General features: G+C 71.2%; 13 protein-coding genes and 1 riboswitch. Of the genes, 7 read left to right on the forward strand and 6 right to left on the reverse strand.

Features of this window, described 5'->3' with window-relative positions:
• Positions 1-2 precede the first annotated feature (2 nt).
• Genes cobJ through cobG form a run of 4 tightly spaced genes read right to left on the reverse strand, consistent with a single transcriptional unit; the run spans position 3 to position 4,474 of the window.
• On the reverse strand, positions 3-1,724 hold the full coding sequence (gene cobJ, locus HAV18_RS33075; protein ID WP_166964361.1) for a precorrin-3B C(17)-methyltransferase: 1,722 nt from the start codon (positions 1,722-1,724) through the stop codon (positions 3-5).
• Positions 1,721-2,455 carry a precorrin-2 C(20)-methyltransferase gene (locus HAV18_RS33080; RefSeq protein WP_166964363.1) on the reverse strand — a complete coding sequence of 245 codons (735 nt, stop codon included), beginning with the start codon at positions 2,453-2,455 and terminating at the stop codon, positions 1,721-1,723. The genes cobJ and HAV18_RS33080 overlap by 4 nt, the downstream gene beginning before the upstream one ends.
• Positions 2,452-3,078 carry a precorrin-8X methylmutase gene (locus HAV18_RS33085; RefSeq protein ID WP_166964365.1) on the reverse strand — a complete coding sequence of 209 codons (627 nt, stop codon included), beginning with the start codon at positions 3,076-3,078 and terminating at the stop codon, positions 2,452-2,454. Before HAV18_RS33085 ends, HAV18_RS33080 begins: the two co-directional genes overlap by 4 nt.
• Positions 3,071-4,474 (reverse strand): precorrin-3B synthase, encoded by a 1,404-nt coding sequence (gene cobG, locus HAV18_RS33090; protein ID WP_243771812.1) that lies wholly within the window; start codon positions 4,472-4,474, stop codon positions 3,071-3,073. The genes HAV18_RS33085 and cobG overlap by 8 nt, the downstream gene beginning before the upstream one ends.
• Positions 4,475-4,541: 67 nt before the next feature.
• Positions 4,542-4,733: riboswitch (cobalamin riboswitch) on the reverse strand.
• A 172-nt stretch (positions 4,734-4,905) separates the two neighbouring features.
• Here cobG and HAV18_RS33095 point away from each other — a divergent pair.
• From HAV18_RS33095 to cobM, 5 genes are all read left to right on the forward strand, one after another.
• Entirely contained in the window at positions 4,906-5,172 is a 267-nt protein-coding gene (locus HAV18_RS33095) for a hypothetical protein (RefSeq protein WP_166964369.1), read from the forward strand.
• 141 nt (positions 5,173-5,313) lie between these two features.
• Positions 5,314-6,576, forward strand: coding sequence for a precorrin-6y C5,15-methyltransferase (decarboxylating) subunit CbiE (cbiE, locus tag HAV18_RS33100; RefSeq protein ID WP_166964371.1), 1,263 nt, complete (start codon positions 5,314-5,316; stop codon positions 6,574-6,576).
• Positions 6,576-7,664 (forward strand): cobalt-precorrin-5B (C(1))-methyltransferase, encoded by a 1,089-nt coding sequence (locus HAV18_RS33105; protein WP_166964373.1) that lies wholly within the window; start codon positions 6,576-6,578, stop codon positions 7,662-7,664. The genes cbiE and HAV18_RS33105 overlap by 1 nt, the downstream gene beginning before the upstream one ends.
• The gene (locus HAV18_RS33110; protein ID WP_166964375.1) at positions 7,661-8,392 is read left to right on the forward strand and encodes a cobalt-precorrin-6A reductase; all 732 of its coding nucleotides are present in this window, start codon (positions 7,661-7,663) and stop codon (positions 8,390-8,392) included. The genes HAV18_RS33105 and HAV18_RS33110 overlap by 4 nt, the downstream gene beginning before the upstream one ends.
• Positions 8,393-8,435: 43 nt before the next feature.
• On the forward strand, positions 8,436-9,164 hold the full coding sequence (gene cobM / locus HAV18_RS33115) for a precorrin-4 C(11)-methyltransferase (RefSeq protein ID WP_166964379.1): 729 nt from the start codon (positions 8,436-8,438) through the stop codon (positions 9,162-9,164).
• On the opposite strand, the gene HAV18_RS33120 is transcribed toward cobM, so the two are convergent.
• The gene (locus HAV18_RS33120; protein WP_166964381.1) at positions 9,165-10,076 is read right to left on the reverse strand and encodes a DMT family transporter; all 912 of its coding nucleotides are present in this window, start codon (positions 10,074-10,076) and stop codon (positions 9,165-9,167) included. It lies immediately after the preceding gene.
• Positions 10,077-10,217: 141 nt separating this feature from the next.
• Here HAV18_RS33120 and HAV18_RS33125 point away from each other — a divergent pair, with 141 nt between their 5' ends.
• Both HAV18_RS33125 and HAV18_RS33130 read left to right on the forward strand, forming a co-directional pair.
• Positions 10,218-10,757, forward strand: a complete 540-nt coding sequence (locus HAV18_RS33125) for a MarR family transcriptional regulator (RefSeq protein WP_166964383.1) — start codon at positions 10,218-10,220, stop codon at positions 10,755-10,757.
• Between the two features lie 245 nt (positions 10,758-11,002).
• Positions 11,003-11,734 (forward strand): hypothetical protein, encoded by a 732-nt coding sequence (locus tag HAV18_RS33130; RefSeq protein WP_243771813.1) that lies wholly within the window; start codon positions 11,003-11,005, stop codon positions 11,732-11,734.
• 13 nt (positions 11,735-11,747) lie between these two features.
• Here the strand turns inward: HAV18_RS33130 and HAV18_RS33135 are convergent.
• Positions 11,748-12,410: MFS transporter (locus HAV18_RS33135; RefSeq protein ID WP_166964386.1), on the reverse strand; the 663-nt coding region annotated here is incomplete at its 5' end.

Here is a 12,410-nt window from a genome sequence, read left to right on the forward strand (position 1 = left end):
GGTCAGCGATACCAGCGCGGCGTATAGACCCACTCGCGACCCGTGCCGATCGCGAAGCGCCGCGTCGTCGACGAGCCGACGATCACCATCGTGCGCATGTCGACCTGCTCGCTGCGTAGTGCGCCGAGCGTCGTCGTCGCGAGCGTCGCGCCTGGCCGGCCGATGTCGCGGCCCAGCACGACCACCGTATCGGCCGTGCGATGCGCGCGCACGACATCGAGCGCACGATCGAGCTGCCACGGCCGCGCACGCGAGATCGGGTTGTAGAACGCCATCACCAGATCGGCTTGCGCCGCATGCCGCAGGCGCGTCTCGATCACGTCCCACGGCTTCAGGTTGTCCGACAGCGAGATCGCGCAGAAATCGTGACCGAGCGGCGCGCCGGCCTGCGCGGCCGTGGCGAGCGACGCCGAGATGCCGGGCTCCACGCGCAGGTCGACCGCGGCCCAGTGCGGGTCGCGCGCTTCGTCGAGCGCCTCGAGCACGGCCGCGGCCATCGCGAACACGCCCGGGTCGCCGGAAGACACGACCGCGACGCGCCGGCCCTCGGCCGCCAGTTCGAACGCATGGCGCGCGCGCTGCATTTCCTCGCGATTGTCGGTGCCGTGCACGCGCTGGTCGTCGCGGAACGGGCCGGCCATGTTCACGTAGGTGGTGTAGCCGAGGATGTCGGTCGCTTCCGCGAGCGCGGCGCGCGCGGCCGGCGTGAGCCACGCGGCGCCGCCCGGGCCGAGCCCGAGCACCGTCAGGCGGCCGCGTGCACGGCCGAGCGTGGCGGGATCGACCGGATGCGACGCGACCGCGCATGCGACGCCGTTCGTCGTGGCCCGCAGCGTGTGCACGACACGCAACGCGCGGCCGAGCAGCGCGGCCGCATCGGTCGGTGTCTCGCCGTCGACGTCGCCGTCTGCATCGACAAAACGAAGCGGCACGTCGAGCGTTTGCGCCGCATCTTCCAGCGCGGCATCGCCGATCGCCGATGCCGGCGCGACGATGGCCGCGAGCGCCAGCCGTGCAAGACCTTGCGCGTCGAGCGACGCGGCGATGCGCGCGGCGAGCGCGTCATCCGCGTGGACCGCCTGCGCCTCGACGCCCACCACCACGCTGCGCGGATGAATCACGAGTTCGTCGCGCGCGCCGCGCCAGGCTTCGGGGGTCACGCGGATCGCATGCGCGGCCGCGTCGTCGCGCGGCAACGCGACATCGTCGAGCCACGGCGCCGCGCCGTCGATGCGCGTCGATTCGCCCGCGAGCAGATCGGACACGAAGCGCTTGCCCTGCGCGATATCGGCGAGTGCATAGCCTTCCGGCGGATTGAGCACGCACGCGCCGAAGCGCAGTTCGCCGCTCGTCGTGATCGCCGGCGCAACGCCGACGCATGCAGCGATTTCGCGCGCCATCACGTTGACGCCCGTCAGCCCGCCGAGCAGCGGCACGACCGCCGAGCCGTCTTCCGCCACCGCGAGCACGGGCGGCTCGACGCCCTTGTCGGCAAGCGCGGGGGCGAGGCAGCGGATCACGATGCCGGCCGCGCACAGCGCGACGATCGGCAGGCCGCGTGCATAGAGTTCGCGCAAGTGCGCGCTGAGCTCGTCGAACGGCACGTCGGCGGCGACGCGCGATGCGAGGCCATGCACGAGGGCGCCCGGATAGCGCGCCTGGATGCGCCGCGCGGTATCGAGCGCGCCCGCGCCGAGGATCACGATCGCGGGCGGGGTCGTCATCCTTGCCATTTTTCCCCCGGCACGACGAGCAGCGAGAAATACGGCGACGCCATCGGATCGACCTCGTCGAGCGGCACGATGCGCTGGCTCGCCATCGTCGCGCGCTCGACATACAGCGCGCGCTTCGCGAGCCCCAGCTCGTCGAGCACACGCCGCACCTTGTCGAAATTGCGGCCGAGCTTCATCACGACGGCCGCATCGGCCTGCGCGAGCCGCGTGCGCAATTCGTGCTCGGGCAGCACGCCCGACAGCACCGACAGGCTCTGGTTGCGATAGACGAGCGGCTGGCCGAGCACGGCGGTGCCGCCGAGCATCGCGCATACACCGGGGATCACCTCCGTGTCGTAGCGCGGCGCGAGGCGGTCGTGCAGGTACATGTACGAGCCGTAGAAGAACGGGTCGCCTTCGCAGATCACCGCGACGTCGCGCCCCGCATCGAGGTGCGCGGCAACGATTTCGGCGGCCGTGTCGTAGAAGTCGGCGATCACCGTCTCGTAGCACAGCGGCGGCGGCAGCGCCTCGGTCGTCACCGGATAGACGAGCGGCAGTTGCGTCTGCCCGTCCTGCAGGTGTGCCTCGACGATGCCGTACGCATTGCCTTTCTTGCCCTTCGCGACGAAATACGCGACCACGGGCGCGGCCTGCAGCACGCGCAGCGCCTTGATCGTCATCAGTTCAGGATCGCCGGGGCCGACACCGACCCCGAACAGGCGTCCGCGCGCGGTCGTCATTCGACCTCCGTCGCGAGTGCGTTGACCGCTGCAGCCGCCATCGCGCTGCCGCCGCGCCGGCCGAGCAGCGCGACGTACGGCACGCCGCGGCTGTCGGCATCGAGCAGTGCCTTCGATTCGGCCGCACCGATGAAGCCGACCGGGAAACCGAGGATCAGCGCGGGGCGCGGCGCGCCGGCGTCGATCATGTCGAGCAGGTGGAACAGCGCGGTCGGTGCATTGCCGATCACGACGACGCTGCCGGCGAGGTGCGGACGCCACAGCTCGAGCGCGGCCGCCGAACGCGTGTTGCCGAGATGCCGCGCGAGATCGGGCACCTCCGGCTCGCCGAGCGTGCAGATCACGCGGTTGTCGGCCGGCAGCCGCGCGCGCGTGATGCCTTCGGCGACCATTCGCGCGTCGCACAGGATCGGCGCACCGGCCGCGAGCGCCGTGCGGCCCGCCGTGCCGGCACCGGCCGAGAAGCGCAGGTCGTAGGCGACGTCGACCATCCCGCACGCATGGATCACGCGCACCGCGAGTTTCTCGAGGTCGGGCGGAACCTGCGACAGGTCGGCCTCGGCGCGGATCGTCGCGAACGACTGGCGGTAGATTTCCTGCCCGTCGCGAATGTAGTCAAGCATCGGTGGTGTCCTGGCTGTGCCGCGCGCCCGTCAGTCGGGCCGCGGCCTGGTCAATCGTCAGATGGCGCGCGAGCGGGGCGCCGAGGCCCGCGGCTGCGTCGCGCCGGTAAAGGTCGTAGTGCGCGGGCGCAACCGCGACGAGCGTGTGCGTCGCGGGATGCGGCAGCGCGCAGTGGCGCTCGCAGCCGGTCAGGTGCACGTCGAGCGCGTGGCCGATGCGCGCGGCGAGCGCGAGCGCGTCGTGTTTCGTGTCGGCGCGCGCCTTCGCGCAGCCCGCGCTGCCGGTGCACGCGACGACCGATGCCAGCGGGTCGGACGACGCGCAGACGAGGCCGAGCGACGACAGCGCATCGAGCGTGGCCGGCGCGCGTTCACGCGATACGCCGTGCATGAACACGCCTTGCCATGGCGTCATCGACAGCGTGCCGTCGCCGTCGGTTTCGGCCAGCGCGGCGAGCCGTTCCAGTTGCATGGCATCGAGCCGGCCGAGCGTGAATTGCGCGCCGACGTTGCAGCGTGCCGCATCGTGCGACGGGTGCACACCGAAACGCAGCGCCGGGTCGGTGCGCGTGCGGCGCCAGCCGGCGAGCGCCGGATCGGCCGCCAGCGGGAAGGGCACATAGTGCTGCGCGCGTTCGAGCAGCGCGCGCTCGCCGCAGGTTGAGAGCAGTGCGCGCATCCGCGTGACGTCCGCCGGCGCGAGATCGAGGAACGCGAGCAGCAGCGCGCGGACCAGCGCGGCACCTTGATCGGGCGCGACATCGACCGAAGCGGGTGGGGCGTCATGCGCGACCGGCGGGCAGCCGGCCAGCCCGGCCGCAATGCGCACCGCGCCGTCGCCACGACGCCATGCCGCCAGCCAGATGTCGTGCGGATGATCGAGCGCCGCAACCGATTCGCCGCCGTCGAGCTGGATAGAGAATTTCGGCGACAGCTCGCCACGGCGCGGCTCGCGCGCCAGCATGTCGAAGAGCGGCGCGGCGAGCGCGCGGCTGTCGACGAGTGCGGCAGGGTCGTGGCCGGCGAGCGGGCTGAGCATCACGTTGCGGACGTCGTCGCTCGCGGCGAGCGCGGCCGCATCGGCGGTGGCGCTCGCGGTTGCATCGACAGGCGGGCCGAGCCCCGCATCGAGCAATGCGCGCATCAGCGCGTCGGCCGCGCCGTCGCGAATGCCGCGCAGCTGGAGATTCGCGCGATTGGTCGCGTCGATCGTACCGGAGCCGAAGGCACGCGCGGCAGCGGCGATCGCGCGCGCCTGACGCACATCCAGCCGGCCGCCCGGCAGCTTGATCCGGCACAGCCCGCCGTCGGCGGCCGTGACCACGCGCACGAGCCCCGGGCAAGCCGAAGGGCGCGCGACGGGCGACGCAGGAATCGAAACGGGGGCGGAACTCAACGGGATACCGGGGCAGTGTCGCGCCGCGGCCAACGCATCGGTACACCCCGCCCGACGCCGACTGGCACGCACGCACTTTCTGGCCGGCAGGTCTCCTGGCTGACAGGTCGGCGCCGGCTCCCGGCCTTCCCGGTGGAACCAGTGGCATGAGGGGGAGATCGGCTCGCTGTCTACAGTTGCGGGGGCAGCCACAGCGGCGCGTGGTGCGCCCTGTGTTCCCTCTTCGGCCCCGAGGGGCACCGGCGAACGAACGGCCGTAGGATACCCGATTTTCGCGACGATCCGGCAGCGGCGATGCGCCGCGCAACCGCGTCGCAGCATGGCCGCAGCCGGTTTTGCGCTGTCTCGCCAATGGTACGATTGGCGGCTCGACATCAGATCGGCGACCGCCGGCACCCGCTATGAAACTAGGCAGGACAGAGCTGTTCGGCATGGGCATCGCGCTGGGCCTGCTGGCCATCCCCGCATGGGTTCTGCTCGCGTGCATACTGATCCCGCTTGCACCGTCGGCCGAGTGGCCGAAGAATGTCGGGCTTGCCGGCCTCGGCGTGCCGATCGTGGCGGGCGGCACGCTCCTGTACAGGAAAGGCGGTGCGCGGCCGCTCATGTGGCTGCTGCTCGGCTGGCTGCTGATCGCGTCGATCGCCGGCATGTATCTGGGGCTGCTGGCGTTGGTCGGTGGCGTGCCGCGCGGCTGACATCGTCGCCGTATCGCACCGGCGGGCGTGCGGCGCGCCTGGCGCGGAAGCAGATCAGGATCAGCAACGGATCAACGCGCGGCGGCCCGGCAGCCGCGCATCGCAACAAATTGTATGGAATCGAACGATGGGGAAGGGTGCATGACGGCGTGGCTGACGGTAGTGGGCATCGGCGACGACGGTTACGCGGGGCTTGGGCGCAGCGCACGACGCGCGCTGCTCGACGCGACGCTCGTAGTCGGTGCGAAACGGCATCTCGACATGCTGCCCGCACGGCTGCGTGCCGAACGCGAAGCATGGCCGTCGCCGTTCGATCTCGCGGGCGTGCTCGCGCGGCGCGGCTCGCCCGTGTGCGTGCTCGCGAGCGGCGACCCGATGCTGTTCGGCGTCGGCGCGACGCTCGCGCGCCAGCTTTCCGCCGATGACTGGCGTGTGCTGCCCGCACCGTCGTCGCTGTCGCTGGCGGCCGCCCGCCTCGGCTGGGCGCTGCAGGATGTCGGCGCAGTCTCGCTCGTCGGCCGTCCGCTTGCGACGCTTGCGCGTCACCTGCTGCCCGGCCGGCGCCTGTTCGTGCTGAGTGCCGACGGCCGGACGCCGGCCGCCGTCGCGGCCGAACTCGTCGCACGCGGCTTCGGGCCGACGCGCATCAGCGTGTTCGAACATCTGGGCGGCCCGCTCGAGCGGCGTCTCGACGGGCTCGCGCAGGCCTGGCACGTCGACGAAACGGCCGCGCTCAATCTGGTTGCGCTCGACTGCCAGGCCGGCCCCGACGCGCCGCGCCGCGCGCTCACGCCCGGCCTGCCCGACGATGCGTACCGTCACGACGGCCAGCTCACCAAGCGCGACCTGCGAGCGATGACGCTCGGCCGCCTCGCGCCCGCGCCCTGCGAGCTGCTGTGGGACGTCGGCGCCGGCAGCGGCTCGATCGGCATCGAATGGATGCGCGCGCATCCGTCATGCCAGGCGATCGCGATCGAAGCGCATGCGGAGCGGCAGCGCTTCATCGAGCACAACCGCGACGCGCTCGGCGTGCCGGGCCTGCAGCTCGTCGCGGGCCGCGCCCCCGATGCGCTCGCGGGGCTCGCCGCGCCCGACGCGATCTTCATCGGCGGCGGGGCGACCGCCCCCGGCGTGCTCGACGCCTGCTGGGCAGCGCTGAAGCCCGGCGGCCGGCTGATCGCAAACGCGGTCACGCTGCAAGGCGAGCTGGCGCTCGCCGCATGGCGCGAGACGCATGGCGGCACCCTCACGCGCGTGTCGCTCGCGCATGCCGAGCCGCTCGGCCGCTTTGACACCTGGCGTCAGCCGTTGCCGGTCACGCTGTACGACGTGCGCAAGCCCGATTCGGCTGGCACGGTCGACACGGCCGCATCGCCGGCCACGACGCACACGACGGACGCGTGATGCGCGACGAGACCCCCGAACAGCCCGCGCCGCTACGCTTCGGCTATACCACCGGCAGCTGCGCGACCGCGACGTCGCTCGCCGCTGCGCGGCTGCTGCTCGCGGGTCATGCGGACGACGCCGTCGAGATCGTGCTGCCGAAGGGGCAGCGCGTCATGATGCGGCTCGAGTTCTGCCGGGCCACGGCCGACGGTGCGGAAGCCGGCACGATCAAGGACGCCGGCGACGATCCGGACGTGACGCACGGTGCGCTGATCTTCGCGCGTGTCGCGCTCGCGCCAGCGCCCGGCGTGCGGTTTCATGCGGGGCCGGGCGTCGGCACGGTCACGCGCGCGGGGCTGACGCTGCCGGTCGGCGAACCGGCGATCAACCCGGTGCCGCGCCAGATGATGACGACGCACCTGGAAGCGCTGGCGGCCGAGCAAGGCTATGCGGGCGGCTTCGACGTGACGATCGGCGTCGAGGGCGGCGAGGCGCTCGCGCTGAAGACGATGAACCCGCGCCTCGGCATCGTCGGCGGGCTGTCGATCCTCGGCACGACCGGCATCGTGCGGCCGTTCTCGTGCTCGGCCTATATCGCGTCGATCCACCAGGGCATCGACGTCGCACGCGCAAACGGCATCGCGCATATCGCCGCGTGCACGGGCAATGCAAGCGAGGATGCGATGCGCGCGCACTACCACCTGCCCGACATGGCGCTGATCGAGATGGGCGATTTTGCGGGCGCGGTGCTCAAGCACCTGCGGCGCGCGCCGGTCGAGCGGCTGTCGATGTGCGGCGGCTTCGGCAAGCTCAGCAAGCTCGCGGCCGGCCATCTCGACCTGCACAGCCGCCATTCGAGCATCGACCTGCCGCTGCTCGCGCAGTGGGCGGCCGAGGCGGGCGCCAGCGACGCGCTGCAGGCCGCGATGCACGCCGCGAACACGAGCCAGGAAGCGCTGAAGCTCGCGCACGCCGACGGCGTGCCGCTCGGCGATCTCGTCTGCGCGCACGCGCTGCGCGTCGCGCGCGACATCGTGCCGCCGTCGGTCGCCGTCGAGATGTTCGCGATCGACCGGCAGGGCCGCTTCGTCGGGGCAGCGCGATGAGCACGCGCATCCTGCTGCTCGGCGGCACCGGCGACGCATTGAAGATCGCGCGCGCGCTCGGGCCCCGTCACGTCTACAGCCTGGCCGGCCTCGGCAAGGTGCCCGACGACCTGCGCTGCGACGTGCGCGTCGGCGGTTTCGGCGGCGCTGCCGGGCTGGCCGCGTATCTGCGCGACGCCGGCATCGGCCTCGTGATCGACGCGACGCATCCGTATGCCGCGCAAATCAGCGCGAATGCCGCTGCCGCCGCGCGTGAAGCGGGCGTGCCGCTGTGGGCGCTGCGCCGCGCGCCGTGGTCGCCGCAACCCGGCGACGACTGGCGCATGGTCGACGACTGGGCCGGCATCGAAGCCGCGCTCGCGCCGTTCCGGCGGCCGCTGTTCACGCTCGGCCGCGAACCGCTCGCGCATCTCGACGCGATCCCGCCGCACCAGTTCTGGCTCGTGCGCTGCCTCGACGCGCATCCCGGCAACGCGCGCGCGCAGGTTGTCGCCGCGCGCGGGCCGTTCACGCTCGACGGCGAGCGCGCACTGTTTGCGCTGACGGGCATCGACGTCGTCGTCAGCAAGAACAGCGGTGGCGCGGCCACCGAAGCCAAGCTCGACGTCGCGCGCGAACGCAGGCTGCCGGTCGTGATGCTGCGCCGGCCGCCGCTGCCCGACGCCGACCGCGCGTTCGACTCGGCCGCGGCGCTCATCGACGCGCTCGATCCGGCCGCGCGCGCATGACGCCGCGCAGCCGGTCATTCCATGAATTGACGGAGATTTTTCGATGACGGTGTATTTCATCGGCGCGGGCCCCGGCGACCCGGAGCTGATCACGGTGAAGGGCCAGCGCCTCGTGCGCACGTGCCCGGTGATCCTGTATGCGGGTTCGCTGGTGCCGGCCGCCGTGCTCGACGGCCATCGCGCGGAGCAGGTCGTCAATACGGCCGAGCTCGACCTCGACGCGATCGTCGCGCTGCTCGCCGCCGCGCATGCGAAAGGGCAGGACGTCGCGCGCGTGCATTCGGGCGACCCGTCGCTGTACGGCGCGATCGGCGAGCAGATCCGCCGCCTCAAGGTACTCGGGATTCCATACGAAATCGTACCTGGCGTGACGGCCACGGCCGCGTGCGCGGCGACGCTCGGCGTCGAGCTGACGCTGCCGGGCGTCGCGCAGACGGTGATCCTCACGCGCTTCGCGGGCAAGACGACGATGCCGGAAGGCGAAGCGCTCGGCTCGCTTGCCGCGCACCGCGCGACGCTCGCGATCCATCTCGGCGTGCGCCATCTCGCGCGCATCGTCGACGAAGTGCTGCCGCATTACGGCGCCGATTGCCCGGTCGCGGTGATCTACCGCGCGAGCTGGCCGGATGAAGAACGCGTGACCGGCACGCTCGCCGACATCGTCGGCAAGGTGCGGGGCACGCAGATCGAGCGCACCGCGCTGATCCTGATCGGGCGCGTGCTCGATGCCGAAGGGTTCGCGGATTCGACGCTGTACGCGAGCGCAGGCTGATCACGTGCGGGCCGGCCCGGGTTCGGCACGGCGTTCGCGCAGGTGTGTGTAGAGCGCCGCGCCGATCGTGATCGCGCCGCCGACGAAGTAGATCGGCGCGGCCGATTCGCCGAGGATCAGGATCGACGCGGCAATGCCGACGACAGGAATCAGGTTGAGCACGACCACGCTCCAGTACGATGCGTTGTCGCGCGCGCCGCGAAAATAGAACAGGAACGCGAGCGTGAACTGCAGCACGCCGATCGCCAGCGCTGGCCACACGGCGGGCCACGCCGGCAACCGGTGCGGCCCGCCGCCGCCCAGGTCGATGCCGAGCAGCACGAGCGCGAGGAGCAGCGAACCGGCTTGCTGGATCAGCAGCATCGCCGTCGCGGACGGCAGCGTCACGGCCTGCGTCGACAACGACACGTACAGCGCGGCCACCATCACGCCGGCGAACACAAATGCATCGCCGCGCAGCGACGCGTGAGCGTCCGCCGAGGTGTCGCCGAGCGTGATGACGACGACGCCCAACAACGCGACGCCGCCCGCGACCAGCAGCCGCCTGTCGACCCTGAACCGGAACAGCGCGATGTTGAACGCGAGGATGCCGAGCGGTTCGAGCGCGAAGATCACCGCCGTGTGCAGCGCGGACGTGGATTGCATGCCGACGAACCCGAGGTAGTACGCGCCGCACGGCTCGAGCATGCCGATCAGCGCGACGACGGCAACCTGCGCCGGGGCGATGCCTTTCAGGCTGACACGTTGCGCGACGGCGAGACACGCGAGCACCACGACGCTGGCGGCGATCTGCAGCACGATGAGCCACGCGGGTGACAGGGCAGGCAGCGCCATCTTGCTGAACGGGATGGCGACGCCCCAGCACAATGTGGCCATGATCAGGCATCCGGTATTGCGCGCGCTGTCGTTCATGCGTTGACTCCACTCGGCCTGTCGACTCGTAGAATGCGGGCGAGCGACCGCCCGGATCGAGCGGGCCGCGCTGCGGCTGACATCGGTGACACGATGGTTTAAATTATATGCGTGACGCACACATATACTAGGAGCGCCTACATGAAAAAGCAACGCTTGAACAACCTGCTGGGCGCGCTCGCGCTTGGGCTGAACGACCGGGTAGAGGACGCGATCGCCCGCGACACCGGGCTGCACGGGTCGAGCGTGGACGCGCTGGTGCTGTTGTCACAGGCGCAGGCACTGACGATCGACGCGCTGGCGCGGCAATTGATGCTCGTCCACTCGTCGGCTGTGCGACTTGCCGAGCGGATGGCGCAGGAAGGGCTCGTCGCGCGCGAGCCCGGCGACGACAAACGCACCGTCGTGCTGACGCTGACCGAGGCCGGGCACGATGCGGTCCAGCAGGTGCTTGCCGCACGCAGCGCGGCGATCGCGGACCTCACGCGCACGTTGACGTCCGAGCAATGCGCGCAACTCACGCCGATCTGCGAGCAACTGGTCGGCGCGCTCGCCGACGACATGCAGAACGCGATCCGCGTGTGCCGGCTGTGCGACGAAGACGCGTGCGACTTGCGGCGCTGCCCGTCGGAGCGTGCCTATCGGCGGTTCGAGGCGGAACGGGAAGCGGGCGGTCGATAACGGCGCGGTGTCTGGGCGGGGCGGGCACTTTCGGGCAGACTGGGCCACGTCGCTGGATAACCGCACGGGATCACGGCGCGCCAACCACCTTACAAGGACAACGTTGAATGGGTACCCGTATTCGATCGGGCATGTGCAGCCTGGCGGGATTGACGGCCGCTCTGATCGCGGCATCCCCGGCCCACGCTGCCGGTGACACCAGCGAAGCTCGCACCGTGCCTTTTGTCGAGGTTGCGAAAACCGCCGTGCCCGATCGCGACTGGCCGCGCAAGGTGTGCGAGTTGGCGTCGGCATCGTGCGGCGCCCCCGGCCAGCCCGGCGACGCGGACAACGCGCCATCGCTGTACCGGGCCAGGAACGACGCGCCGGGCATCTACTACGCGATCCTGCCGGGCCCGCAACTGCTGAAAGTGAGTTTCGCGTCCGCCGCCGGCTGGAAGCGCGTACAGCAGTGGGATTTCTCCGACTACCAGCCGGCCAACCGGGTCGACGGCGACGGCGAGCCACCGTCGCTCGGGATCTACCCCGCGTTGTATCCGCTGGGCGGCGAGCGCTTCGCGGTCGCGGTGCTGGCCGGTTGGTCCGAAAGCTATTCAGGCGGTGGCGGAAGCTGGGAAAACGCCGATTTCGTCGAACTGCAGCCGAATGGCGGCCATGCGAGCACGCCACGCGTATCGAAGCTCCCGTTCAGCTGCAACAAGCAGATTCGGGCCTGCTTCACCGAGCACGACTATCAGCACTCGCCGCATTGCAGCGAAGACTTCGACGGCTCCCTGCGGCTGCGCTTCGTGCCTGGCGCGAGCGCCGGCAAGCTCGACTGGATCGCCACCTGGAAGGAGAGCCATTGGCCGGGCCAGGAACCGCAGAGCAAAACCGGGCATACGTCGGTTTCCGTCACGTTGCCGGCCGGGCGGGACCCTGTCGCCGCAGGCAACGCGCTGCGCGACAAGATCCCGTTTTGCGAGCCGGTCAACTGAACGGCTGCCGGCGCTACGCACGCGCGGCGTGCAGCGTCTGCTTCGGCGCAAACCCCGACGCCAGCGCGAACAGCGCGACACACAGGCAGGCCATCGCGCCCCACGCGGGCGTCAGGTCCGCGAGATGCTGGCGCACGATGCCTGCCGCGAACGGAAACAGCCCGGCGATCAGGTAGCCGATACCCTGCACGAACCCCGTCAGCGATGCGGCATCCGCCGGCGTCGCCGCATGGTCGACCGTGACGATCAGCGACAGCGGAAACAGCGCGCCGATCCCCGCGCCCATCAGCAGCGCGGCCGGCAACGCGAGCGCTTCGGGCGCGGCCAGCATCACCAGCAAGCCGACGAACAGCGACGCGATCGCCGCATGCAGCGCGGGCCGGCGATCGGGCAGGCGGTCGATCATCGCCGAGATCGTCAGGCCCGCGACGACCTCCGCGAGCGTCACGCCGCCGAGCAGGCTGCCGGCCGCCGTCGGCGACCAGCCGAGCCGCATGTAGTAAGGCGGCAGCCACGCGAGCACGAGCGTGTACGCGCCGGTCGCGATGCCGAAGAACAGCGCGAGCCGCCATGCGCGCGGCGAGCGCGACGGCTGCGCATGGGTTGCCGACGCCGGCCCGGCGGCGAACGCGTCGCCGCCGCGGCTGGCCAGCGGCCAGGCCAGCGCGGCCACCGC

Source organism: Burkholderia sp. D-99 (assembly GCF_011605345.1).
GTDB lineage: Bacteria > Pseudomonadota > Gammaproteobacteria > Burkholderiales > Burkholderiaceae > Burkholderia.